At 57.2% G+C, this 22,901-nt stretch carries 24 protein-coding genes and 2 pseudogenes; 13 read left to right on the top strand and 13 right to left on the bottom strand.

Annotated features, from left to right (window positions below; all coding sequences use genetic code 11):
• Nucleotides 1-5 precede the first annotated feature (5 nt).
• The gene (locus U5G49_RS02250; RefSeq protein ID WP_193445719.1) at nucleotides 6-1,139 is read right to left on the bottom strand and encodes a glycosyltransferase family protein; all 1,134 of its coding nucleotides are present in this window, start codon (nucleotides 1,137-1,139) and stop codon (nucleotides 6-8) included.
• A gap of 245 nt (nucleotides 1,140-1,384) precedes the next feature.
• On the opposite strand from U5G49_RS02250, the gene U5G49_RS02245 reads away from it, so the two are divergent.
• Genes U5G49_RS02245 through U5G49_RS02235 form a run of 3 tightly spaced genes read left to right on the top strand, consistent with a single transcriptional unit; the run spans nucleotide 1,385 to nucleotide 5,130 of the window.
• Nucleotides 1,385-2,206 carry an ABC transporter permease gene (locus U5G49_RS02245; protein ID WP_193445718.1) on the top strand — a complete coding sequence of 274 codons (822 nt, stop codon included), beginning with the start codon at nucleotides 1,385-1,387 and terminating at the stop codon, nucleotides 2,204-2,206.
• Complete coding sequence (locus U5G49_RS02240) at nucleotides 2,207-3,505, top strand: ABC transporter ATP-binding protein (RefSeq protein WP_193445717.1); 1,299 nt, start codon at nucleotides 2,207-2,209, stop codon at nucleotides 3,503-3,505.
• 32 nt (nucleotides 3,506-3,537) lie between these two features.
• Nucleotides 3,538-5,130 (top strand): TylF/MycF/NovP-related O-methyltransferase, encoded by a 1,593-nt coding sequence (locus U5G49_RS02235; RefSeq protein WP_193445716.1) that lies wholly within the window; start codon nucleotides 3,538-3,540, stop codon nucleotides 5,128-5,130.
• Between the two features lie 125 nt (nucleotides 5,131-5,255).
• Here the strand turns inward: U5G49_RS02235 and U5G49_RS02230 are convergent.
• A protein-coding gene (locus U5G49_RS02230; RefSeq protein WP_193445715.1) for an IS3 family transposase occupies nucleotides 5,256-6,445 on the bottom strand; the annotation gives its coding sequence in 2 pieces (ribosomal slippage) (nucleotides 5,256-6,196 and nucleotides 6,196-6,445; 1,191 coding nt in all).
• A 97-nt stretch (nucleotides 6,446-6,542) separates the two neighbouring features.
• Here U5G49_RS02230 and U5G49_RS02225 point away from each other — a divergent pair.
• A pseudogene (locus U5G49_RS02225) lies at nucleotides 6,543-6,764 on the top strand (hypothetical protein); the annotation flags it as partial.
• 77 nt (nucleotides 6,765-6,841) lie between these two features.
• The gene (locus tag U5G49_RS02220) at nucleotides 6,842-7,117 is read left to right on the top strand and encodes a transposase (protein WP_284200558.1); all 276 of its coding nucleotides are present in this window, start codon (nucleotides 6,842-6,844) and stop codon (nucleotides 7,115-7,117) included.
• Here the strand turns inward: U5G49_RS02220 and U5G49_RS02215 are convergent.
• From U5G49_RS02215 to tnpA, 4 genes are all read right to left on the bottom strand, one after another.
• On the bottom strand, nucleotides 7,099-7,575 hold the full coding sequence (locus U5G49_RS02215) for a hypothetical protein (RefSeq protein WP_132576265.1): 477 nt from the start codon (nucleotides 7,573-7,575) through the stop codon (nucleotides 7,099-7,101). The genes U5G49_RS02220 and U5G49_RS02215 overlap by 19 nt on opposite strands.
• Before the next feature lie 92 nt (nucleotides 7,576-7,667).
• Nucleotides 7,668-9,203, bottom strand: coding sequence for an IS66 family transposase (gene tnpC, locus U5G49_RS02210; protein ID WP_193445714.1), 1,536 nt, complete (start codon nucleotides 9,201-9,203; stop codon nucleotides 7,668-7,670).
• Nucleotides 9,204-9,271: 68 nt separating this feature from the next.
• Entirely contained in the window at nucleotides 9,272-9,625 is a 354-nt protein-coding gene (gene tnpB / locus U5G49_RS02205; RefSeq protein ID WP_071084382.1) for an IS66 family insertion sequence element accessory protein TnpB, read from the bottom strand.
• Nucleotides 9,622-10,008, bottom strand: coding sequence for an IS66-like element accessory protein TnpA (tnpA, locus tag U5G49_RS02200; protein WP_193445713.1), 387 nt, complete (start codon nucleotides 10,006-10,008; stop codon nucleotides 9,622-9,624). Before tnpA ends, tnpB begins: the two co-directional genes overlap by 4 nt.
• Nucleotides 10,009-10,093: 85 nt before the next feature.
• On the opposite strand from tnpA, the pseudogene U5G49_RS37310 reads away from it, so the two are divergent.
• Nucleotides 10,094-10,725: pseudogene (locus U5G49_RS37310) on the top strand (IS5 family transposase); the annotation flags it as partial.
• Here U5G49_RS37310 and U5G49_RS02190 read toward each other — a convergent pair.
• The 3 genes from U5G49_RS02190 to U5G49_RS02180 form a co-directional block, all read right to left on the bottom strand.
• Complete coding sequence (locus U5G49_RS02190; RefSeq protein ID WP_193445711.1) at nucleotides 10,722-11,012, bottom strand: hypothetical protein; 291 nt, start codon at nucleotides 11,010-11,012, stop codon at nucleotides 10,722-10,724. The pseudogene U5G49_RS37310 and the gene U5G49_RS02190 sit on opposite strands and share 4 nt — an antisense overlap.
• Nucleotides 11,013-11,086: 74 nt before the next feature.
• A complete protein-coding gene (locus U5G49_RS02185) occupies nucleotides 11,087-12,139 on the bottom strand; it encodes a polysaccharide pyruvyl transferase family protein (protein WP_193445710.1) in 1,053 nt (350 codons plus the stop codon).
• 332 nt (nucleotides 12,140-12,471) lie between these two features.
• A complete protein-coding gene (locus U5G49_RS02180) occupies nucleotides 12,472-13,383 on the bottom strand; it encodes a glycosyltransferase family 2 protein (RefSeq protein ID WP_193445709.1) in 912 nt (303 codons plus the stop codon).
• Between the two features lie 529 nt (nucleotides 13,384-13,912).
• Here U5G49_RS02180 and rfbC point away from each other — a divergent pair.
• Genes rfbC through rfbA form a run of 4 tightly spaced genes read left to right on the top strand, consistent with a single transcriptional unit; the run spans nucleotide 13,913 to nucleotide 17,303 of the window.
• Nucleotides 13,913-14,479, top strand: coding sequence for a dTDP-4-dehydrorhamnose 3,5-epimerase (gene rfbC / locus U5G49_RS02175; RefSeq protein WP_131647306.1), 567 nt, complete (start codon nucleotides 13,913-13,915; stop codon nucleotides 14,477-14,479).
• Between the two features lie 13 nt (nucleotides 14,480-14,492).
• Nucleotides 14,493-15,548, top strand: coding sequence for a dTDP-glucose 4,6-dehydratase (gene rfbB, locus U5G49_RS02170; protein WP_193445708.1), 1,056 nt, complete (start codon nucleotides 14,493-14,495; stop codon nucleotides 15,546-15,548).
• 1 nt (nucleotide 15,549) lies between these two features.
• Nucleotides 15,550-16,443: a dTDP-4-dehydrorhamnose reductase gene (gene rfbD / locus U5G49_RS02165; protein WP_193445707.1), complete on the top strand. Its 894-nt coding sequence runs from the start codon at nucleotides 15,550-15,552 to the stop codon at nucleotides 16,441-16,443.
• Nucleotides 16,440-17,303: a glucose-1-phosphate thymidylyltransferase RfbA gene (gene rfbA, locus U5G49_RS02160; RefSeq protein ID WP_193445706.1), complete on the top strand. Its 864-nt coding sequence runs from the start codon at nucleotides 16,440-16,442 to the stop codon at nucleotides 17,301-17,303. The genes rfbD and rfbA overlap by 4 nt, the downstream gene beginning before the upstream one ends.
• A gap of 27 nt (nucleotides 17,304-17,330) precedes the next feature.
• On the opposite strand, the gene U5G49_RS02155 is transcribed toward rfbA, so the two are convergent.
• From U5G49_RS02155 to U5G49_RS02145, 3 genes are read right to left on the bottom strand one after another with little or no spacing between them, the layout of a single operon-like run.
• A complete protein-coding gene (locus tag U5G49_RS02155; protein ID WP_193445705.1) occupies nucleotides 17,331-18,140 on the bottom strand; it encodes an anti-sigma factor family protein in 810 nt (269 codons plus the stop codon).
• On the bottom strand, nucleotides 18,137-18,742 hold the full coding sequence (locus U5G49_RS02150; RefSeq protein WP_193445704.1) for an RNA polymerase sigma factor: 606 nt from the start codon (nucleotides 18,740-18,742) through the stop codon (nucleotides 18,137-18,139). The genes U5G49_RS02155 and U5G49_RS02150 overlap by 4 nt, the downstream gene beginning before the upstream one ends.
• 48 nt (nucleotides 18,743-18,790) lie before the next feature.
• Complete coding sequence (locus tag U5G49_RS02145; protein ID WP_193445703.1) at nucleotides 18,791-19,327, bottom strand: tetratricopeptide repeat protein; 537 nt, start codon at nucleotides 19,325-19,327, stop codon at nucleotides 18,791-18,793.
• A gap of 168 nt (nucleotides 19,328-19,495) precedes the next feature.
• On the opposite strand from U5G49_RS02145, the gene U5G49_RS02140 reads away from it, so the two are divergent.
• The 3 genes from U5G49_RS02140 (at nucleotide 19,496) to U5G49_RS02130 (ending at nucleotide 22,371) form a co-directional block, all read left to right on the top strand.
• Nucleotides 19,496-20,548, top strand: coding sequence for a type III polyketide synthase (locus U5G49_RS02140; protein ID WP_193445702.1), 1,053 nt, complete (start codon nucleotides 19,496-19,498; stop codon nucleotides 20,546-20,548).
• Nucleotides 20,545-21,048, top strand: a complete 504-nt coding sequence (locus U5G49_RS02135) for an isoprenylcysteine carboxyl methyltransferase family protein (protein WP_193445701.1) — start codon at nucleotides 20,545-20,547, stop codon at nucleotides 21,046-21,048. The genes U5G49_RS02140 and U5G49_RS02135 overlap by 4 nt, the downstream gene beginning before the upstream one ends.
• A gap of 75 nt (nucleotides 21,049-21,123) precedes the next feature.
• On the top strand, nucleotides 21,124-22,371 hold the full coding sequence (locus U5G49_RS02130; RefSeq protein ID WP_193445700.1) for an NAD(P)/FAD-dependent oxidoreductase: 1,248 nt from the start codon (nucleotides 21,124-21,126) through the stop codon (nucleotides 22,369-22,371).
• Here the strand turns inward: U5G49_RS02130 and U5G49_RS02125 are convergent.
• Nucleotides 22,361-22,900 (bottom strand): gluconokinase, encoded by a 540-nt coding sequence (locus tag U5G49_RS02125; RefSeq protein ID WP_193445699.1) that lies wholly within the window; start codon nucleotides 22,898-22,900, stop codon nucleotides 22,361-22,363. The two genes, U5G49_RS02130 and U5G49_RS02125, sit on opposite strands and share 11 nt — an antisense overlap.
• Nucleotide 22,901 lies beyond the last annotated feature (1 nt).

The following is a 22,901-nucleotide window of genomic DNA, read 5'->3' as shown; positions in this document are numbered from 1 at the left end:
TGCATTCAAACATGCAACCGCAGGACCCTTACAACTTGGTCCTCCAATCTCGCAAGAGAATAAAACTCCGCGATCCTATCCTGCACGTGCTGCAACAAAGAAGCCGCTTGGCTCTGGGGCATCGAAAGCAATTCGATGATCCGTTCTGACCAGGTTTCGTTCTCGGTTTGGGGCAAGCCCGTAATATCGCAAATACGAGCATAGACCGGTCCTGTCGACAGCACAGGCAGGACGCCAGAACTCGCATACTCTATGAACTTGGTATTTGCCTTGCAGTCATTAAACGGATTGCGCACCAGCGGCGCCAAGCCCACTTTCCAGTCAAGCTCACGCATCCTCGCGAGGAAACCATTATAGTCCGCCGTCGGCGGAATGGCGCGCACCCTGCTTCCGTATTTCCGAACCATTTCAGGCGGCATCTTGATCGATCCGAAGGTTTCGAAGCGCGCTTCCGGGAGACGATCCAGCACATGCTCGATGGACGGCAGGACTTGCGCGAGATCCTCCGCGTGACCGGCAGTCCCCATGTAGCCGAACAGGAGCTTGTCCGACAGTTCTCGCTTTATGTCATTTGAGGCGGGGCAATATATCTCGCCGGCGATGGCCTCGGACCTGAAGTCATAGCGGTTAAAACGTCTCTTCAGCTCTTCGGTGGACAGGTAAATAAGGCTAGCGCCTTCGCAGAGCGCTCGCATGCTCTGCAGGCGGATAGGATCACGGTACCGATCGTACTTTGCCTTACCCAGCGAGAGCGGAACGTCAAACAAGTCATCGTCGAAATGGCTCACGAGCGAAATGCCCGCGCTGTGACAGTAAGCAACGACTTCCTTCGAACCGACACCTCCATAGCGGCTCGCCACCACTATAGTAGGATGCAAAGACGACAGAAGTGCACGCATATCTTGAGGGGTCGAAATGACCGACTCCTCAAACAGAGCGAGCGCAATCTCCCCGGTCTGCCGGCGTAACGTCAGCGGCAAATCAAAGCTTATTCGCTGAGTTGCACCAGCTCCATCAGCCATTACCACCACCCTATGCCGAGCGTCGGAAAAATGGCGATCGAATATGAGCGGAGAAATCTTCGAGGTCGATTGTCCCTGAGAGGTGGGGCGGAACATACGGGCGATACGGCGCAGCATTCAATGGCACTTCATCGGTAGCAATATTCGTAAAGGCTTGAGTTGCCGCTTTAGATATAGCAGGAGAAACGCAATCGCAAACATTATCCCCACCCGAGGTATCGTGTGCGTTCGGAGCCGGGGGCAAGACGCCTCAAAACGGCGTGCGGGAGAAGTTTTCGCTGGCGCACCGGCCAAAAGCTGAATATCGGTTCCCCGCTGGACCATGCAACTCACCCACTAAGATAGGACATTTGTTTCTCAGCATGCAGACTGAAAGCGTTGATTTCGATGGTACGCCTTCGCCGGCCAAACAGGTCCGGCATAGTATCGCGCTTGCCTATCAATTGTTCCGACCGCAGCTCAAGGCCAAATTCAACCGGTCATTCCTTGGCTATTTCTGGATCATTTTCCCTATAATTGTCCTGACGGTGGCGGCGCACGGAGCACATCAATCTGGCATCATGTTCGCGCCAGACATCAATCTCCCGTTTTTCATATTCTATATGATTGGAGTGGTGGCGTGGCTGAATTTTGGTGAGGCTCTTATGCTAGGGGTGCGATCGGTTGAAGCCTCCCGGTCGTTCATCGCGCGTGTCCGCTTTCCAATGCTTAGCATCGTGCTCAGCCAGTTGTTTGCAATCCTTGTCGACGGCCTGATCCGTATTCTTTTCGTCGCCCTGGTCTCGCTTGCCTTTGGAATTGGCCCGTTGAGAGTCATACTTAGCTGCGGGATTATCCTGTTCGGGACGGTGTTTGGGGCAATGCTCGGCGCCTTTATTGCTCCCTTTGCGCTATTGGTGGAGGACGTGAAGCGCATCTTTCAGCTATTTTTGTCGTTCGGACTTTTAATTAGTCCGGTGTTCTTTCAGCCGCGGCCCGGCACAACATTGGAGACTGTTTTATATTTTCATCCGATTGCCCCGATAGCTTTGCCGGCTCGCAAGGCGATGGCGGGTACACCGATTGACGTTCCGCTGTCGATTGTGTTCGGTCTCATTGTGTTGGGTCTATTGATTGTAGCGCTACGCTTCTTCATCAAGGCAAAGCCGCTGATCGTCGAGCGCATGCTGTTGGGAGGGCGATGAATGTCAGATAATGCCGTCGTCCGCGTCAACGGTTTGAACAAAAAATTCAATCGCGATCTGAAAGGCTCCTTTACATCGGGCATTCGTACGCTGATTGGTGGTGCCTTTAAAGAGAACCCCAGCAAGCTGAAGGCTGGCGAATTTTGGGCGCTTCGAAACATAAATTTGGAGCTCAAGAAGGGTGAGTCACTTGGCCTTGTCGGGGTCAATGGCAGCGGCAAGACCACCCTGCTTCGCTTGATAGCCGGGGTCATAAACCCTACATCCGGAACGATCGAGACCCGTGGCAAAATCGCACCCATGCTGGCTCTCGGCGCAGGCTTTGAACCCAGCCTCAGCGGCTCTCAGAACGTCTACCTCAATATGTCGCTTCTTGGCATGACCACGGATGAAATCCGAGCGAGCTACGACGCGGTCGTCGATTTTGCGGAGATCGGGGAAAGCATCGACGCCCCGCTCGGCACCTATTCTACGGGCATGAGGATGAGGCTTGGATTTGCATGCGCCGTCCACACCGACCCGCAACTTCTCATCGTCGACGAGGTACTGGCAGTCGGGGATGCGAGCTTCCGCGTAAAGTGCCGCAACAAGATCAACGATATCCGCAAGGGAGGGGCATCTCTCATTCTCGTCTCCCATTCCCGGCTTTCGATAGAGTACTTGACAGATCGAGCAATCTATCTGCGGAAGGGCCAGGTGCTGGCAGAGGGAGATTCGAAGTCCGTTCTCGATGCCTATGAAGCCGATCAAGCCAGCACAACAAGAGAAAAGCTAAACAGTCGGGACAAGCCCTCAACCTCTGCGACATCAATTGCGACAGGCAAGAAAATAACCATCGACCACGTCCGATTGCTTGACAATGCCGGCCACGAAATTGAGCAGATTTTTCCTGGCGAGGATTTGACCGTCGAAGTAGCCGTGACAGCTCATGAAGACCTTGACGAGTGTGCTTTCAACGTCATGTTTAAGCCGGTGGTCGAACCAGTGGTCTATCATCCCTCCTCGACACGAGATGAATTGGGATGGGTACAAATTACCAAAGGCAGGCACACGGTTCGCATGAAATTTGATCCTGTGATCTATTTGCCTGGCCTTTACTCGATCAGAGTCAACATCTCGCAGGGATCGATGATGGACATACTGTGTCACGTGGAAGAGAAGAGTGTCCGAGTACTGCGACCCGAGGGAAAGATAATTCGTTCGCACTATATACCGCCGCTGCACATCGACCTCGCAGGCTTGGCTGTTACTGCGCCGGATCCGGAGGACGTGGATTTTGAAGGAGCAGAAGATCTTTGACGAGGCGTCCGGGCATACTGAATGAAAGGTCAGTGCAACTTGTTGTGTTTCATGTCGATAAAGGCGCTGCTGTTATCGATCGAACCAAATATGGAGACTTTCGCGCGCGGGATTATCACAAAATGATTGCCCTCATGTGGGCGTCATTCCGGCGCTACCACCCAGGCACGACCCTCACAATTCTTACGGATACAGACAGCCGATTTAAATTGCCGGGTGCTACGATCTGGCGTCGCGAAATCGACATCGATCGAATAATGTATGAGCGCATGATCTGGCAACGCGATGCACTCACGCGCCTCGGCAGCGAACACCCGGTATTCCTGCTCGACTCCGACATGCTCTGCCTCAGAAGCTTCGCCCACTTATTTGAACAGAAGACCGGTACCTTTGATCTCGCGTTGACATTCCGACGCTCCCACAACTCACCGATCAACGGCGGGTTGTTGATCGTCAATAGCGGTGACGAAGCGCGCAAGCGCGTAGTGAGCATGATGTCTCAGATGATTGATAACTACACGTCTATGAGCGAGGAGGAAAAGACATGGTTCGGCGACCAGCTCGCGCTCCGTGATCTTGTGGGCCTACATCACAGCAAAATGCGTAACCTTCAAGTGATCGAAAACTGGCTGGGACACATCCTTCTGCTGGACTGCGAACAATATAATTTCACCCCGAAATTGAGCGATCATGACATCCTCAAGCCGACGACGAAGTGTCGGCTGTATCACTTCAAAGGTAATCTCAAGCATTATATGGGGCCGTATTTCACGGTCGCACGTGCCAAGCCCTTTAGGCCGTCGGCATTTCTTGCCTATCCGTTTCTGCCCTGGGCACTCTTTAAAATTTGGCGGCTGGAGCGGATTCGACACGCTGAATCCCGACGTGGCGAACAACAGCCGGAGAGCAACGGCGCGATAGCGACGAAGAGAAAAGGTCCTGACGAAGGCGAGCAAATACGCACCGAAATCAAGACGCTTTCCGATGAGCTGCGCGCTCGCAATTTGACATACTGCGGCTATGACAAACTGGCCATCCTTCACGATTGTATTGTTGATGTGGAACGGAACAAGCTGGAAGGGCGGTTCGTTGAGGCAGGGGTCGCTCTTGGCGGCTCGGCTATCTTCATGTGCCATTATAAATCTCACAATAGGCCACTAGACCTGTATGACGTTTACGACCAGATCCCAGCTCCTGGGCCGGAAGACGGGTTTGATGCACATGAGCGCTATGCTCAAATCGAGTCTGGGCAGTCCCACGGCCTTGGCCAGGATCAATATTACGGTTACCTAGGCGATACAAAGCAGCTTGTCGCCGACAACCTCAAGACTTTCGGCTTTCCTGCGTTGGAGCACAACATCCATTTCATCAAGGGATTGTTCCAGGATACGATGAACCGGACAGAACCTGTCGCAGTGGCTCATATCGACGGCGATTGGTACGATTCGGTGAAGACTTGCATCGATCGCATTGCGCCACATATCGTAAAGGGCGGTTACATTATATTTGACGACTATTCGTCTTATTCCGGATGTCGGAAGGCAGTGGATCAGTGGCTCGCGCAATCACCTGAATTCGAGCCGGTGGTGATTAAGCGCTCCATTGCCGTTCAGCGAAAACGCTAGCGAATCTCTGTCAATCCTCCGAGGTTGCCGATCTTGGCGTCTGCCTCGCCTCTTTCACCGTACGCGCGGTCATCTGCGCTGCGTGAACAGTCGACAACGATGCCGATTGACCTTGCCCCCAAGTTTTATCCAATTTTGAGTTCGCTCCGGCGGTTTTGGGTTGCTGTATTTGGGGCGGTAGCGGCGAGTTGCGGTGCGGAGCCATTTCGGCTGCGCAGCACCGCAACGCGTCGCGGGTTGATGGATTGAGCGAACTCGGTCGGTGTCAGCCAGCCGAGGCCGGAATGCGGTCGGTGATCATTGTAATCGCTGCGCCAGTTTGAAAGCGCTGATCGAGCATGGGTCAGTGACGAGAAGAGCGTTTCATTCAAGAACTCGTCGCGCAGGCGCCCATTGAAGCTTTCGATGAAGGCGTTCTGGATCGGCTTGCCAGGCGCAATGTAATGCCAATCGACCTTGGCCCGACCCGTCCATTGCAGGATCGCATTACTGGTGAACTCGCTGCCGTTGTCACTGACGATCATCCTGGGTTTGCCACGTTCCTCGATGATCCGATCAAGCTCACGAGCAACCCGCAGGCCGGAAAGCGATGTATCAGCGACGAGAGCCAGGCATTCTCTGGTGCAGTCGTCCACGACCGTCAGAACCCGGAACCTGCGACCATCGGTGAACTGATCCGACACGAAGTCCAGCGACCAACGATCATTGGCAGTCATCGGGATCAGCATCGGTGCTCGTGTGCCTATCGCTCGCTTCCGGCCGCCGCGCTTGCGCACGGTCAGCTTCTCCTCCCGATAGAGCCGGAAGAGCTTCTTGTGGTTCACAAGGTGTCCCTCGCGCCTGAGCAGCACATGAATGCGTCGATAGCCGAAGCGGCGGCGTTCATGCGCCAACGCCTTCATTCGCTCGCGAAGGCCCTGATCGTCGCCGCGGCTGGTGTCGTAACGGATCGTCATGCGGCAAAAGCCGATGGCTTTACACGCCCGCCGTTCGCTCATCCGATGTTGATCCATCAGATGCGCGACAGCTTTCCGCTTTGCTGCGGGCGTCACCACTTCTTTCCCAAAAGGTCTTTCAAAGCAGCATTGTCGAGCATGGCATCCGCCAGAAGCCTCTTCAGCTTCGTGTTCTCGTCCTCCAACGTCTTCAGCCGCTTGGCTTCCGACACCTCCATGCCGCCGAACTTGGCTTTCCATTTATAGATGCTGGCATCGCTGACGCCGTGCTTGCGGCAAAGCTCCGAGACCGGCGTGCCCGCCTCGTGCTCGTTCAGAATGCCGATAATATGTTCGTCTGTGAAACGGCTGCGCTTCATTCCCTGGTCCTCTCAATGGGCCAGAGCTTACTTCAAAATGGATTATTTCAACGGGCAAGGTCACGATGCATGAAGACGACATGATGGTCGCCGGAAGAGAAAAGAACCCGGACCGGGGGATCTCGCCATTGCTCTCGCTCTTCTGCTCGTCAGCAGCTACGTTATAACCGGCAGCTTTGGCATCATGTTCAACCAGAAGGCTCTGGATCCGATCTTCGCCTATATGGTCGCCCTTATTTGTGTGGATCGTGGCAGCACAGGCTTTGCACTTGCGCCATTCCTGGGAAAACTGCTTCGCACTTTACTGGCGTTGCTCTAGCTGACGTCACACCGATGCCTAGGCTCTGTCCCAAATCGGCTGAGGCGTGATTCAAGACTGCTGTTTAGGAGGCAGCAGTGGCGGGAGGCGATTTGAGTGATGAGGAGTGGCGGATCATCGAACCACTGTTGCCGACCGAGCGTGGTCGCAAGTCTCGGCCCTCCCATGACAACCGTCGCTGTTTTAACGGAATGCTCCATGTCTTGCGTTTTGGTTGTCCGTGGGTAAGCGTTGTTCCGGGCACACCGCGCCTTGACCAGGACGGGTTTGAAGGGTCGAGAGCCAGCCATGACGTGGATCGGAACTATGCGCCAAAAGGAGCTGACAGCCGATGTTACTTACGCAGCATGTGAAGGTCGAATCGAGCGATTTCCGTTTCCAGCACATCTAATTGCTCGCATGTTTCCGCAATAATTACATCGGTGCGGTCATAATTCCCAAGGATGCGCACCCCGTATCCCTCAAGGTATATATCCATGAACCGAGCCTCGCGCAGACTACGCCGCAGTATGCGTTGAAATTCGGAGCTTGCGGAAACTATGGGCCGAAGCACTCCTGAAAAGTTCACGATGGTGCCGGCGTTTCCAAGATGATTATAGAGCGCGAGAAATTTTCTCTCCCCGGCTAAATAATCCTGAAGTTGATTGGCCTTTAGGGCACTTTCATAGGTGAACAAACTTGTCGCCGTACATTCCGCTTCGGTCAGCCAGTGATCGAAAACAGAGACAAAAGCAAAAGGTACGCCCAGACTGGCAATCTCCTGATCGCCAATATCGGGAAAGTGGTCCTGGTGCGGAATAATGACGGCCATAACGCTGCTCAGACAAGGTGGTCCAGAGCTACCTCTATGAGTTGTAAGCTGTCAATCGTCTGCGTCCCGGCAATAGAAGCTTTGAGCACATATCACACCACCAAGTTATTCCACGGCAGGAGTTCTCCTATTCGGCTCTGCTTGTGGCCATTGACGATGGCGGTAAGGGCTCTGGCCAAATACGCATACGGATCGACGGCATTGAGCTTGCACGTCTCGATCAGCGAGGCGATGATCGCCCAGTTCTCCGCTCCAGCGTCATGTCCGGCGAAGAGCGCGTTCTTCCGATTGAGAGCAATCGGCCTAATGGTTCGCTCGACGCTGTTGTTGTCGATCTCGACGCGACCGTCGGTCAGATAGACGCAGAGCCCATCCCAGTATTTGGCGACATAGGCGAGTGCTTCGCCGAGCGGCGACTTGCCAGCGACGCGGGCCCGATGAAGGATGAGCCATGTCCGCATGTCTGCGATCAACGGCGCTGACCGTGCCTGCCTCCCAGCGCGGCGAGCTTCGGCGTCGAGACCGCGCAGCCCTGCTTCGATGCGATAGAGTTCGCCGATCCGCTTCACGCCATCCTCAGCAATCGGGGTCGCGCCGGTGCGGGTGATCTCGACCAGCTTACGCCGAGCATGCGCCCAGCAATAGGCCAGCCGGATGTCGGGACCCACACGATCCGGCGCAATCAGCCGATTATATCCGGCGTAGCCGTCGACCTGAAGCACGCCCGTAAACCCTTGCAATATCCGTTCGGCATGCTGCCCGCCACGCCCTGGAGCGTAGGTAAAGGCTACGCCGGGTGGAGCACCTCCGCCCCATGGTCGGTCATCGCGGGCCAAGGCCCAGAAGTATCCAGTTTTGGTTTTGCGGGAGCCAGGATCGAGGACTGGCGCACGGGTCTCGTCCATGAACAGCTTGGTGGACCGCTTCAGGTCGGCGATCAGAGCGTCGAAGACCGGGCGAAGCTCGAATGCCGCCCGGCCGACCCAGTCGGCGAGCGTGGAGCGGTCGAGATCAACGCCCTGGCGGCTCATGATCTGGGCCTGTCGGTAAAGCGGCAGGTGATCGGCATATTTGGAGACCAGCACATGCGCGATGGTCGCCTCCGTCGGCAACCCGGCGTGGATCAATCTAGCAGGCGCTGGAGCCTGGGCAACGCCGTCGGTGCAGGCACGGCAGGCATATTTGGGACGACGCGTGACGATGACGCGAAATTGTGCCGGGATGACATCGAGCCGCTCGGACACGTCCTCCCCGATGCAATGCAGGCCTCCGCCGCAAGAGCAGATCAAGCTTTCTGGCTCGATGATCTCCTCGACACGAGGAAGATGGGCTGGAAGAGAACCCCGATTGGCGGCGCGTGGTTTAGGCTGCGGCTTCCCTAAGGGGCTATCGGCTTCATCTTCGGCATGGATGGCAGCAATGGCCGTTTCCAGGTCCTCCAATGCGAGATCGAATTGTTCAGGATCGGCCTTCTCGGATTTGCGGCCGAAGACTGCCTGCTTGAAAGCTGCGACCAGCTTCTCCAGTCGTTCGATCCGGTCATCCTTGCGAACTTCACGCGCTTGCGCTGCGATCAGCATGGCCTTCAGCACAGCAATGTCGTCTGGAAGATCGGCGGCATCCAACATGCCCGAAGTCTATCAAACCCCGTCACGCTTCGCCGGAAGAATCCACCGTCCGAGTCATCGTGCCGCATCTATTCGATGGCATCCGGCGGTCTCGCCTCTACGGAACGAACCCGACGCCAGTCGAGGCCTGCGAACAACGCTTCGAACTGCGCGTGGCCCAGTGTCATTAGGCCGTCCTTGATGCCCGGCCAGGTGAACGTGTGTTCTTCCAACCGCTTGTAGGCCATCACCAGACCGCTGCCATCCCAATAGATCAGCTTCAGTCGATCTGCTTTCCGGGACCGAAACACGAAGACCGTCCCCGTAAAAGGGTCCTTATGCAGCTCGTTCTTGACCAGCGCCGCCAGGCCATCGTGGCCCTTGCGGAAGTCGACCGGTTTGGTGGCCACCATGATCCGGACGCGGTTCGACGGAAAGATCATGCCGGAACCGCGCAGGCACGCGCGACAGCGGCGATGCGAGCGGCAGACGCGCCTTCTTCCAGCCGGATGGTGACAGAACCAACGATGATCTCGGGGCGACCGACTTCCTTCGACGGCGAGTTCGAAACAGGGGGGTCAACGATCACCGCTGCGAACTCGACCGCATCCTCGGGTGCAGGCAGAACCAACTTGCGCTGCCGGGCCATAGTTCGCCAAGTCGAAAGACGGTTGGCCCGTAATCCATAGCGCTCGGCAACTTCATTCACCTTCGCACCGGGCCGAAGGCTCTCCGACACGATCTGCGCCTTGACCTCATCCGGCCAATGACGGTGGACCTCACGTCCAGGCTTCCTGGCTGTGAGAACCTCCACTGTAGTCTCCATGGAGAAACTCCCGTTGCTCGTCCATGGTAAGGCGATCACAGATCAGTGCGGCGAGGACAACGTGGGAGCGGCACACCGGTTACGTCCGTGGCGGGATATGCACGAGCGGTATGGAAAGTGGAATTCGGTCTATGTTCGGTTCCGCCGTTGGGCCGAACAAGGCGTATGGGACGCGCTGCTGGAAACGCTTGTCGAATTTGGGCTGACCGACGACTGGCAACATATGATCGACAGCACCACGGTTCGCTGCCATTCGCAGGCAGCGGGCGCTAAAGGGGGACTCACAAGGAGGGTTTTGGTCGATCACGCGGCGGCTTTACGACAAAAATCCATGCCCGCGCAGACGGTCAGGGGCGTCCTCTTGGTTTTGTCCTGACAGGCGGCGAGACCTCCGATTATCGTGCCGTTCTTGCCATACCCGTGGGCAAACCAAAGTCATTTCTAGCCGACAAGGGCTATGACGGCGACGCTGTTCGCGAAGAGCTGCTCATCCATGGTATTCGTCCGGTTATCCCGCCGAAAGCGAACCGCAAAAACCCGCCTTCCTGCGACTCTGAGATATATAAAGACCGCAACCGTATCGAGCGAATGTTCAACCGGCTCAAGCAGTTCCGTAGAATCGCCACTCGTTACGACAAAACCCGAACTTCCTTCGAAGCGTTCCTTTCACTGGCTGCGGCAAAAATATGGCTGCCGCACTTTGTGGATCGTCTTTAGGTCACCTCTGGCGCTGCAACGGAAAAGGTTTCACCTACAGACAAAATCAGTGAGCTTGGCCCATGGATTTTGATGTGTCGTGCTGCTTGATTTTTGCATTCAGGATCGTGATTGATCCGATGGTTACACAATCGTCTCCAACCGGTGTGGGAAAAGGCAATCCTTTCCGCCGTCAAAATGTCAACGCCGGATGCGCCTCTTATCTCCTTGATGAGTTCTTGCCACGAGGCCTTCTCTTGAAAGAGCCTGTCGACAAGCTCGAGTATCTGCAAAACAGGTCCGGCCATGAAACCCCTCCATCAGGAAGCGACCTTATCGCATCTTCACCATCAACTTTGTCAACAGAGCCTAGTTGATCTGCTTACGGGCGGCCCGGAATCGCATTTACGAAACGCTGCATCACCAAATGGCACGCCTGGGCCGAGGTTCTGATCGTCTCCAGATCCGCATCGAGGTGATGGCGGAGTTGCCCGGGTTCGATGAGTTCGAAACCGAGGGCACTCGCAATTCCGGGGGAGCGTTCGTCGACCTTGACGAGAAAACTCCATTTGTTCTGACTCAACATATGAAGATGCGCATGGAGGCGACTACCCACATGCAAGTCCACTTGCCCGTAAAATGCCAGGAGCCTGTCAACGTCGTCGGCAAGGAGGATCTCGTACCCAAGCTGTCGAGCGAGTTGGCGCAGGTGGCGAGGCGTCTTCGCCTTTTGGCTGCCCAAACGCATCCCGAACCGGTCGGCCAACGGCTCAAAGACAGACGGAGGATCGAAATTCTGATGGAACACCAAAACCCGCCTCTTGTCCGGAAATAACTCGGCCACCTCTTTTAAAACCGGAATCTCTCTATCCCAGAAATCACCGCGATCTGTAATCGTTACCGCGATGGTTGATAGGTTGCGCTCGAACTTAGAGCCGTCCAATAGAGGGCGGTCCATGACAACTGGGCAGCAGGTCATCAGTGTCTGTTCACGCAATGCCGGCAACGCCGTGTCCAGAAGCCCCTTCGTCAGCGGACAGCGCCAACTTGAGTATTCAATTCGTTCGTGGATGATCGACAAGATCTCACTAGCGTTGTCTGTGAACCCTTCGTTGAAACCCGCTTCTCCGTGCAGACCGATACCGAAGGGTATGAACACCAGGTTTGACTTGCGTAGCGTGCTTGCCTTCATTTTCGCGATCGGCGCGAAGTCATCCTTGAGCTGGTTGGCTCCGGCGAGAATCACATAGCGATGCGACTGCAACCGCGCAAAATCCTCATCGACGAGGGGCGTTCTGGGAGAAAACATCGCTGACTGAGAGAACCTGCCTACCTGCCTCTCAATCGCACGCAAGATGAAGCCGTCACCATAATTGACCTTCTTTTGATGACGAATGGAAGGCGGAACCAGAAATGGGGTGAGAACTGCGGACATCAAGAATTGCACCTATTTCGGGCTAGCGTAAACCGCATATGGACTAGAAGGCGCGAAACAAGGATCGGCGACAACGACACGCTCCACTTCCCGAATTTGACTATCTCTCAGAATAAAGAAACGCAGATCTCGGCCCGATTGAGCCATGACGTAGCCTTTTGATCCGACAGGTTATAGCGATTCATCATTGCTCTCTTGACGCCTCCACTCAGAAGTAACAACTCCTCTATGTCCCGAAGGCGACATTGCGTTTAGCCGCCTTCCGAGACAAAGGCTAGCCTTTTTCCCGAGCGGCCCCGCTTCCTTCGAAACCGTCGATAGGCGCGCAGCGCCTACAGCCTGTTCAGTAGAGCGAGAATGGGAAGAAATCTGGTCTGGAGCGCGCTTTGGCGCTTTATCCCAGTTCGCTTGAGCACCGACAATCTCTCAAAGGGCCAACCACCGTTGCGAGCCCGCTGAAAAGCATGGAAAGCGGTGCGATTTTCGGGGGTAAGACGATCCTCGAAGGTCTTGATCGCCTCTTCGTGAGCAGTGTTCCACGCACGCCATTGCCCCCGGAAGGCCATCCACAATCTGGCGACTTGCATTGAGATACCGTTGTTAGCGCCGACCAGGTTGGTGGCGTGCTGGCGGTATTTCAACACCGGTTCCGAATCGTATCTGACCACCCCGCCGCAGCCTGCCACGACAATATAGAACCACCAGTCGTGGGAAATGAGACGTGTTTTCGGCAATGTATCGACCACAAGATCCCTCGCCGCCTGATTGAACATCATGGTGTTGCCTCCGCCGATGCTCTGGACCAAGGCGTTGCGAAAACTTGGTTCGAGTTTGAATTCGGGCGACATTCCTACATGATTGAGTTGTTCATCGACAATTTCAGTCCGAGCGAAATAAACTGCCGGCCTGCCAGGATCGACCCGCGAGAGCCAGTCAAACGCACGTTTGAGTTTATCCTGATACCAAATGTCATCCTGGTCGCTGAACGCATAAGCGTCAGCGTTTTTGAGCTTCGAAAGGTTGTTGAGGAAGTTACCGCAAAAGCCGAGATTGACGGGATTTCGTATCAAACTCAAGCGGGTATCATTTACGGCCAGAGCTGCCAGCATTTCGACGGTACCATCCGTCGAGCCGTCGTCGAAGAACGTGATATGCCACTCGGTGAGCGTCTGCGCCTCAATGGATGCAATCTGCTCTCGCAGATGGCGCATCCCATTATAGGTCGCGCAAAGAATCTCTATCAACTGAACATCTCCGATCCAGCTCGTACAACGAGGCGCCTGGCGATTTGTCGATCCGTTGTTTCATCAGCATACCGCAACCCCTGCGGCAAATGCCTGTACCAGCGTGCGCCATAAAGCATGATCGTCATCTCTGCCAAGCACCAACTGAAACTCAGAGCATGTCGGGCGTGAATTCTCTTTGGCTGCAGCCGTTATGCCACTCCAAAGCACCTTGCGATCTCGGATAGAGGCGGGCCGGCACCTAGGCCTCCCGCGATTCCAGATTGAAGTCAGCCCGTCATGAGACACCAGATGCTCGACATAACTGCGCATGAAGGCTTTTTGACCGACATGGATCCGCAATTTAACGCTAGAAGCCAACACTTTGCCTTGGCTTCAATCGTTTGCTCCGACGCCGCACACAACCGGCGGCAGAACTGGATTCTCATCTTGCCGTCCAGGCCTCGCCAAGGTATGTGCTCAGCAGCACAATTGCTGTATTGCCGGCGTTGGCCGCTGTCACAATCCAGCGATCGAGCCTAATGCAAGGATGTACGCGTTGAATGTAGAACAACTGGAGATCGGGGACGTCAAAAAGATCACTCCCGCCAGGTTCGGTGACTCTAGGGGCTATTTCAGCGAAGTCTTCAAGGATTCCTGGTTCCGCACTAGTGTGGCCGACGTCTCTTTCGTGCAGGATAATGAGTCCCTTTCAGCACAGCCGGGAACCGTCCGGGGATTGCATTTTCAGTTGTCTCCCTTTGCGCAAGGCAAACTTGTGCGCTGTCTCCGTGGCGCGCTCCTGGATGTGGCCGTCGATATCAGGCATGGCTCTCCGACATATGGGAAGTGGGTCTCGGCAGAACTGTCCCCCGAGAATGGCTCACAACTTTGGGTGCCAGCCGGATTTGCACATGGGTTCGTAACTTTGCAGCCTGATACGATCATAAGCTACAAAGTCACAGCTCCCTACAGCGCGGAGCATGACCGTGGCGTGCGGTGGAACGACGCCGAGATCGGGATCGAGTGGCCGCAGATGGATGCCTACGTTCTTTCTGATAAGGACAATAAGCAGCCACTGCTTTCCGAACTCCCCGAATATTTTCAATTTTCGTAAAACGGAGGGCCTCATGCGTGTTCTTGTAACAGGTGGCGCTGGCTTCATCGGTTCGGCATTGGTGCGCTATCTCGTCAGCGAGATCGGCGCCGACGTCCTCAATGTCGACAAGCTGACCTATGCCGGCAATCTTGCCTCGCTGAAAGCGATCGAGAATGCTCCGAACTACAGGTTTCTCAAGGCCGACATTTGCGACAGAAGCGCAGTCAGCAGCGCTTTCGAGGAGTTTCGTCCCGATTACGTCATGCATCTGGCGGCGGAAAGCCACGTCGACCGCTCGATCACCGGCGCGGCGGATTTTATCGAAACGAATATAAACGGCACCTTCAGCATGCTGGAGGCCGCGCGGCAATATTGGCAAGGTCTTCCGGCGGAAGAAAAGGCGGCATTCAAGATGCTGCACGTGTCTACCGACGAAGTCTATGGTTCCCTCGGCGAAGACGGGCTGTTTGCCGAGACGACATCTTACGATCCGTCCTCTCCTTACTCCGCGTCCAAGGCAGCAAGCGATCACCTCGCAACGGCGTGGGAAAGGACTTACGGCCTGCCCGTGATCATTTCCAACTGTTCGAACAATTACGGTCCCTTCCATTTCCCGGAAAAGCTCATTCCCCTCATCATATTGAACGCGCTGGAACGGAAGCCGTTGCCCGTCTATGGAAGCGGCTCCAACATTCGCGATTGGCTCTATGTCGACGACCACGCACGAGCGCTTTGGCTGATCGTGCAATGGGGCCGTCCCGGCGAAAAATACAATGTCGGCGGGCGCAACGAACGGCGAAACATCGACGTTGTCGAGCGCGTGTGCGCGATCATGGATGAAATCCGACCAGGAACCCCGCCGCATGGCGATCTTATAAGCTATGTTGCCGATCGGCCGGGCCACGATGCACGCTATGCTATCGACGCCACCAAACTCGAGACCGAACTCGGCTGGAAAGCACAGGAGAATTTCGACAGCGGGATTCGCAAGACCGTCGAGTGGTATCTGGAAAACGCTTGGTGGTGGCAGCCGCTGCGTGAGCGTGTGTATTCCGGTGAACGGCTTGGCGTGTTGAAAAAGGTGTGAGATGCGCATCGTAGTAACAGGCAAGAGTGGCCAGGTCACATCTGCGTTGCAAGCGCTGGACGCGGGAGGTATCGAGGTCATCGCCATAGGGAGGCCCGAGTTGGATTTGCTCCAGCCTTCGACGGTGCGTGAAATCATTGCGAAAATCAAACCTAACGTCGTCGTCTCGTCGGCCGCCTACACCGCCGTTGACAAAGCCGAAAGCGACGAGGCGTCAGCTTTCGCCATCAATCGAGACGGCGCAAGAGCCCTCGCTGCAGCAGCTGCCGAGCTGTCCCTTCCTATCATCCATCTCTCGACCGATTATGTTTTCGATGGAGACAAGGCCGAAAGCTATGTCGAGAGCGACGCGGTCGGACCGGTATCCGTCTATGGCAGATCGAAGCTCGAGGGCGAATATGCGGTCGCCGCAGCGAATGAAAACCATTTCATCATGCGGACAGCCTGGGTCTATTCAACGTTTGGCCACAACTTCGTGAAAACCATGCTCAGGCTCGCAGAGACGCGAGAAGAGTTGAGCGTTGTGAGCGATCAACTGGGTTGCCCGACCTCAGCCAACGACATAGCCGAGGCTATCGTCAAAATAGCAGACAGGCTGGCAAGTGACTCCAGTCCGGACTTGCGTGGCGTTTTTCATTTGGCCGGCAACGGCGAAACGAGCTGGGCTGGGTTTGCACGATATGTAATGTCAGTTCTCGAGGAAAAGACCGGCAGGCGCGTCACCGTCAAGGACATTGCCACCGCCGACTACCCCACAGCGGCGAAACGGCCAGCCAATTCCAGATTGTGCTGCGATAAGTTGAAGGGTCTTTATGGCGTGAGCATGCCGGAGTGGCGGATGTCAGCGCGAGATGCTGTGACAAAGCTCTTGGAAGAGCCGAAGGAGGCCGTATGAAGGGTATAGTGCTTGCGGGGGGGAGCGGCAGTCGCCTGCACCCGATGACTCATTCGGTCTCGAAGCAGTTGCTTCCGATCTATGATAAACCAATGATCTACTACCCGCTGACGACCTTGATGCTGGCTGGCATACGGGAAGTTTTGATTATCTCCACTCCACACGATATGCCGCTCTTTCAGCGTTTGCTGGGTGATGGCAGTGAATGGGGTATGTCTCTAAGCTATGCTGTCCAGCCAAGCCCCGATGGACTGGCCCAGGCCTATATTATCGGCGCAGACTTCGTGGCGGGCGGGCCATCCTGCCTTATCCTTGGAGACAATATCTACTTCGGCCACGGCCTTCCGGAACTCCTCGAAGAGGGTGCCTCCAAGGGTGATGGCGCGACGGTATTTGCCTATCATGTGCACGATCCCGAACGTTACGGTGTCGTCGAATTCGGCAGCGACATGACTGCCATTTCGATTGAAGAAAAGCCGGCTAAGCCCAAATCGCACTGGGCTGTCACCGGCCTATATTTTTACGATGAAGACGTCGTTGATATCGCAGCCAATCTAAAACCATCGCCACGCGGCGAATACGAGATCACCGATGTCAACAAGATCTACCTGGAGCGGGGGAAGCTGCGTGTCTCGATGATGGGCCGGGGATATGCCTGGCTCGATACGGGCACACCCGAAAGTCTGCTTGAGGCCGGCGAGTTCGTCCGAACGCTTGAAAAACGCCAGGGCTTCAAAATCGCCTGCCCGGAGGAAATTGCGCTGGCGAAAGGCTTCATCACCAAGGAGCACTTCGCCCAGATTGCCGCCAAAGCGGGCAAAGGCGATTACGGCCAATATTTGCGTGGTCTGGTGGAATAATAGCTGGGATTCGGCAGAATATAGAGGTCAGGCTGAAAGCCTCCTCCTGACGACCTCTCCCAATTCCTTCATGCGGTCGGCCGGGATGCGGCCGATCAGCATGAAGGCGTGCGTCTCGTTCGACCAGTAGATCACGTTCAGGCCCTTGCGGCTTTCGAGGTCCGGCGCCTTGCTGCCCGCATCTGATTTGACGATGCACAGCGCCATCGGGCCGGTTTCGGGGTCGAGATAGGCGATCTGGGCGAGCGGCTTGCCATCATATTGCAGCATCAGTGCGCGTTTGAAATCGATGCCCGGAAGCGAGACGGCTTCGGGTGAGAGCGACAGGCCGAGTTTTTCGTCGAGGCCCGCGAGCTGGGCGGCCTGGACGTCTCTCTCGGGTACGGGGCCGGCGAGAGTCTCCGGGGTATAGAGTGAGATATAATCGGCGACCACAGCGCGCCATTCGCTGTTTTCGTCCTTTGCCGAAAAGCTCCTGCCGATGCCGATGCCGATGACGGCGCGGTCGATCGCGATGCCGGCGACGAGGGAGGCGGCGAGCGCGCCGAGGAAGCGGCGGCGGCCGGCGAAGGCCGCCGTAGCATTGGATTTTGTGCTTGGCTCCGCCGGGATGGCGGCGAGCATCGTCTCCAGTTTCTGGCGCGGGGCTTCGGCGAGCAGCGGGGCGAACGCTTGCTTGAAGGGCAGGCTGGCGCGCGCCAGAAATTCCAGCCGTTCGGCGGTGCTCTCGTCTTCGTTCACAACGGCTTCAATGCGCGCAGCCTCTTCGGCCGTCAGTTCACCGTCGATGAAGGCGGTCAGGTCCTCGTCGGAGGGAATGGTGTGCTTCGTGTTCATTGCCGTCCCCCTTCCGATCCGGCGTCGGAGAGCTTGGCGCGGGCAGCCGCCAGCCGGCTCATCACGGTTCCGATCGGGATATCCAGTATGCCTGCAACCTCGCGATAGGAAAGTCCTTCCACATAGGCGAGGAAAACCACCGTCCTCTGCGCCTCAGGCAGCGCATTCACCTGCTTCAGCACCTGACCCGCCATCACATGCGTTTCGGTGTCGTGCGCACCGTCGAAGGTCAGCGTCTCCCCGGCATCGACGAAACCCTGGCCCTGGCGCACCCGGCGAGAGCGGATCTCGTTCAGCCAGATTGAATGCAGGATTGAAAACAGCCAGCGGTCGAGCCGGGTGCCGGGGATGAACTGATCGGCGTGCTCGAGTGCGCGAAGGCAGGTCGCCTGCACCAGATCGTCGGCGACATCGCGCTGATGCGAGAGAACGAGACCATAACGCCAGAGCCTTGCCAGATTTTCCGTCAGGCCGCTCCTGATATCCGCTTCGCTCGCGATGGCCGCCTCCGCCAATCCTGCATCCCTCGAAACCGCCGGATGGACCGGCGATTCCATTCTCGCGCGACTATAGGCAGGAAAATGGGTGCGCGCGACCGACATTCTTTCATCCCTTTCGCGCTTCCGTTTTCCCGCGCCGTGGCCCGCTGATCAGATCTTCGAGGGATCAAGGATTGCAGCGTTCAGATCCTGATATTCCTCGCAGCCGGTGCCGCAGATCGCCTTGATTGACTTCAGCTGGTCCTTGGCGAGATCGAGCTGACCCTTGATGACATAGGCTTCACCGAGATATTCGCGGACCTTGGCGTATTGCGGATCCATTTTCACCGACTGCAGATAATAGGAGATGCCCTCGTCGGTGCGGCCGAGCTTGCGGGTGGCATAACCGCGATAATTCAGCACTTCGGCGGTGTTCTTATCCTTGACCGTGTCGAGCACGGCAAGCGCCTCCTCATAACGACCGGCCTTGGCCAGCGAATAGGCATAGTCGGCGCGGTTCTCGTCGGAGACGTTGGCGCTCTGCTGCTTGACGCATTTCTTGGTCTTCTGGTCGTAGATCTCGCCCTTCTTGCAGGTGGGCGTCGTGCTGCTATCATTGCCGACCGCAAAAACCGGGCCGGAGACAACAGAAGCGGCAAGGCAGCCGCCGAGAATGATGGAAGCGATGCGGGCTGTCATGATCGTCATGGGGAAACTCCTCGAAAGTGACGTTGCGACGAGAGAACACCGCTGCATCCAGCTTTATTCGGCTGCTGCTTGCATTTCTTTCTTCACCCTTTCGTGAAGCTTCAGAGCTGAATAATTTGGGCGTCTGCGTGTTTTCCTTCGTTCCGCCGGAGGGACAAGGAGAATTCTGTGACCGATACCGTCAAACTCGTCAGCCTCGCCGTTGCGACACCCGAACATGTCATTTTCCAAAAACAGGCGGTCGAAGCCTCGGCCCGGTTGTTTGCCGACCGCTTCGAGGATTTCCGCCATCTTGCCCGCGTCTTCGATAGCGCCGGTATCGAAAAGCGCCATGCGGCGCGGCCGCTTTCCTGGTTCGACGAGCCACATGGCTGGCAGGACAGGATGCAGGCCTTTGCCGAGGTGGCAGGCGGGCTTTTCGTCGAGGCTGCCACCTCTGCCCTTCGCCAGGCAGGGCTTGAGGCCGGCGATGTCGACTGTGTCGTGACCGTCTCCTCCACCGGTTTTACGACACCGAGCCTTGATGCGCAGCTTAGCCGCAGGATGGGTTTCAGACCCGATATCGAACGCGTGCCGGTCTTCGGGCTCGGCTGTGCGGCCGGCGTATCAGGCTTTGCGATCGCCTCGCGGCTGGCGCGAAGCCGGCCGGGCACTGTTGTGCTTTTCGTCTCGATCGAGCTATGCACGCTTGCCTTCCGGCTGGACGAGCTGACGCGACCGAACATCATTGCGACGGCGCTTTTCGGCGACGGCGCTGCCGCCTGCGTGCTGCGATCAGGCGGAGACGGACTGGCGGAGGTGGAATCGACCGGCGAGCATCTCTTTCCCGACACGCTCGATATCATGGGCTGGAAGATCGATGACGGCGGCTTCGGTATCGTGCTGGCGCAATCGCTGCCGCCGTTTGCCGAAAAGGAGCTCGGCCCGGCGATAACGGCCATTCTGGCGCGAAACGGGCTGAGGGTGGACGATATCGACCGCTTCATCTGCCATCCCGGCGGCATGAAGGTGCTGGCCGCGATGGAGAGCGCGCTTTCGATACCGCCGGGCACGTTGGATCACGAGCGTACCGTGCTGGCCGAATACGGCAACATGTCCTCGCCAACCATCCTGTTCGTGCTGGAGCGGGCAATCCGCGCCGGGTTGCCGGCGCGCTCCGCGATGATCGCCATGGGGCCCGGCTTTTCGGCCAGCTGCGTGACGCTGCGGAGGGCGGCATGATGTGGCCGTCGATCGGGCTTTTGACATTCGTGACGCTGCAGCGGCTGGCGGAACTCGTGCTCGCCCGGCGCAACACCGCCGCCCTTCTCGCCAGGGGCGCCAGAGAGGTTGCGCCGGAGCACTATCCCATCATGGTGGCGCTACATGCAGGCTGGATCATTGGTCTCTGGCTGCTTGCACCGGGCAGGCCGGTCGCGCTCTTCTGGTTTCTGGTGTTCATGGGGCTGCAGGCGCTGCGGCTCTGGGTGCTGGCGACGCTGAAAGGCCGCTGGACGACGCGCATCATCATCCTGCCCGGCGCGCCACTCGTCAGCTCCGGGCCCTATCGCCTCCTCCGCCATCCGAACTATGCGATCGTCGTCGGCGAGATCGCCGTCCTTCCCCTCGCCTTCGGCCTGCCGCTTTACGCGATCGTCTTTTCACTTCTCAACGCGCTTATCCTCCATGTCCGCGTGAAGGCTGAAAATGCCGCACTGAAAAGCGCAATGATTTTGAAATGAATGCGATTTTCCGTTTGCGTCGCGGTATCGGCACGGGCATTTTCACCCCGATAAACAAAGTGGAATGCAGGGGAAATGACGAAGAACGCAATCGTGCTCGGCGCCGGCATCGTCGGGGTTTCCACGGCCATCCATCTTCAGCGGCGCGGCCGGCAGGTGACGCTGATCGACCGCAAGGATCCGGGCAACGAAACCTCCTTCGGCAATGCCGGCCTGATCCAGCGCGAAGGTGTCGCGCCTTACGGCTTTCCCCAGCAGCTCGGGCTTTTGCTGCGTTATGCGCTGAATAACCGCATCGACGCGCATTATCACCTGCGCACGCTCCCGAGCCAGGTCGCCTTTCTCGCCCGCTACTGGTGGAATTCCAATGCCCGCCGCCACGCCATCATCACCCGGGCCTATGCGCCGCTGATCGCAAATTCGGTTGTCGAACACAAGGACCTGATCGAGGCGTCGCAGGCCGAAGGACTGATCCGCAAGGACGGCTGGATGAAGATTTTCCGCACTGAAGCCAAGCGCGACGGGGCTCTTGCGGAGGCAGCACTTTGGCAGAATGAATTCGGCGTGGAGTATGACAGCCTGACTCCGGCCGATATCGCCCGCATGGAACCTCATATAACCGGCGATTTCGCCGGCGGTATCCGCTGGCGCGACCCCTGGTCGGTGCTCGACCCGCATGCGCTGACATCGGCTTATCGCCGCTATTTCGAAAGCCTCGGCGGCCGGTTCGTCACGGGTGACGCCGCCTCGCTCGGTCAGTTCGGCTCCGGCTGGAAGATCATGACCAGGGAAGGTCCGCTCGAAGCAGAGGATGCGGTGATGGCGCTCGGCCCCTGGGCGGCCGTAGCAACGCGCCGGCTCGGCTATTCTTTCCCGCTCGGCGTCAAGCGCGGCTATCACATGCACTATGCTACTGAGGGCAATGCCGTGCTCAACAACTGGACGCTCGATGCCGAACGCGGCTATCTCCTTGCGCCGATGAACCGCGGCATCCGCCTGACGACAGGGGCGGAGTTTGCAACGCTCGACGCACCGAAGACGCCGGTCCAGCTCGACCGGGCCGAAGCCGTGGCGCGTACGATCTTTCCGCTCGGAGGCAGGCTCGATCCCGAACCCTGGATGGGGGCGCGGCCCTGCACTCCCGACATGATGCCTGTTATCGGCAAGGCGCCGCGCCATCAGGGCCTGTGGTTTGCCTTCGGCCATGCTCATCACGGGCTGACACTCGGGCCGGTGACCGGCCGCGTGCTTGCCGAACTCATCACCGGCGAGACGCCGTTCATCGATATCGCGGCATATTCGCCGCAGCGTTTCAACCCGTAACGCCGAGCGCGGCAAGGCCTTCGAGCGCCGTTGCCGCGATGCCTTCGATCGTGTCGTCGATATCGACAGTGACGACGCCCGGCTCGCCTGTGGGCACCTCAAGCGTCGCCAACTGGCTGTCGAGCAGCGAGACCGGCATGAAATGTCCCTTGCGCTCGCCCATACGCTTCATCAGCAGCGCCCTGGAACCTACGAGATAGACGAAGAACAAATTGCCACCGGCAGCAGCCCGCAGCCTGTCGCGATAGATGCGCTTCAGCGCCGAGCAGGAGACGATGATGCCCTCGCTTTTCTCCAGCGAGGCCTTCATGTCTTCGCCGATCCGGTCGAGCCAGGGCATCCGGTCCTCATCGGTCAGCGGAATGCCCTTCGACATCTTCTCGACATTGGCGGCCGGATGAAGCGCATCACCTTCGACGAAGGCCAGGTGCAGGGCTTCGGCGAGTTTCTCGCCGACGGAGGATTTGCCGCAGCCGCTGACCCCCATGACGATGATCGCATGAGGCCTGTTCATCTGCTCATCCGGCATG

It is taken from the genome of Rhizobium indigoferae, assembly GCF_034554815.1.
Classification (GTDB): Bacteria; Pseudomonadota; Alphaproteobacteria; order Rhizobiales; family Rhizobiaceae; genus Rhizobium; species Rhizobium leguminosarum.
This window is presented reverse-complemented; position numbering and strand designations above follow the sequence as displayed.

What these genes read in the sequence shown, in the direction of transcription:
- U5G49_RS02155 (WP_193445705.1), bottom strand. Translation starts at nt 18,140, where the DNA reads ATGAACACGAAGCACACCATTCCCTCCGACGAGGACCTGACCGCCTTC.
- U5G49_RS02215 (WP_132576265.1), bottom strand. Translation starts at nt 7,575, where the DNA reads ATGGCCGTCATTATTCCGCACCAGGACCACTTTCCCGATATTGGCGAT.
- U5G49_RS02185 (WP_193445710.1), bottom strand. Translation starts at nt 12,139, where the DNA reads ATGTCCGCAGTTCTCACCCCATTTCTGGTTCCGCCTTCCATTCGTCAT.
- tnpB (WP_071084382.1), bottom strand. Translation starts at nt 9,625, where the DNA reads ATGATCTTTCCGTCGAACCGCGTCCGGATCATGGTGGCCACCAAACCG.
- U5G49_RS02125 (WP_193445699.1), bottom strand. Translation starts at nt 22,900, where the DNA reads ATGCCGGATGAGCAGATGAACAGGCCTCATGCGATCATCGTCATGGGG.
- U5G49_RS02145 (WP_193445703.1), bottom strand. Translation starts at nt 19,327, where the DNA reads ATGACGATCATGACAGCCCGCATCGCTTCCATCATTCTCGGCGGCTGC.
- tnpC (WP_193445714.1), bottom strand. Translation starts at nt 9,203, where the DNA reads ATGTTGGATGCCGCCGATCTTCCAGACGACATTGCTGTGCTGAAGGCC.
- tnpA (WP_193445713.1), bottom strand. Translation starts at nt 10,008, where the DNA reads ATGGAGACTACAGTGGAGGTTCTCACAGCCAGGAAGCCTGGACGTGAG.
- U5G49_RS02130 (WP_193445700.1), top strand. Translation starts at nt 21,124, where the DNA reads ATGACGAAGAACGCAATCGTGCTCGGCGCCGGCATCGTCGGGGTTTCC.
- rfbB (WP_193445708.1), top strand. Translation starts at nt 14,493, where the DNA reads ATGCGTGTTCTTGTAACAGGTGGCGCTGGCTTCATCGGTTCGGCATTG.
- U5G49_RS02245 (WP_193445718.1), top strand. Translation starts at nt 1,385, where the DNA reads ATGCAGACTGAAAGCGTTGATTTCGATGGTACGCCTTCGCCGGCCAAA.
- U5G49_RS02250 (WP_193445719.1), bottom strand. Translation starts at nt 1,139, where the DNA reads ATGCTGCGCCGTATCGCCCGTATGTTCCGCCCCACCTCTCAGGGACAA.
- U5G49_RS02240 (WP_193445717.1), top strand. Translation starts at nt 2,207, where the DNA reads ATGTCAGATAATGCCGTCGTCCGCGTCAACGGTTTGAACAAAAAATTC.
- U5G49_RS02150 (WP_193445704.1), bottom strand. Translation starts at nt 18,742, where the DNA reads ATGTCGGTCGCGCGCACCCATTTTCCTGCCTATAGTCGCGCGAGAATG.
- rfbA (WP_193445706.1), top strand. Translation starts at nt 16,440, where the DNA reads ATGAAGGGTATAGTGCTTGCGGGGGGGAGCGGCAGTCGCCTGCACCCG.
- U5G49_RS02190 (WP_193445711.1), bottom strand. Translation starts at nt 11,012, where the DNA reads ATGGCCGGACCTGTTTTGCAGATACTCGAGCTTGTCGACAGGCTCTTT.
- U5G49_RS02135 (WP_193445701.1), top strand. Translation starts at nt 20,545, where the DNA reads ATGATGTGGCCGTCGATCGGGCTTTTGACATTCGTGACGCTGCAGCGG.
- rfbD (WP_193445707.1), top strand. Translation starts at nt 15,550, where the DNA reads ATGCGCATCGTAGTAACAGGCAAGAGTGGCCAGGTCACATCTGCGTTG.
- rfbC (WP_131647306.1), top strand. Translation starts at nt 13,913, where the DNA reads ATGTACGCGTTGAATGTAGAACAACTGGAGATCGGGGACGTCAAAAAG.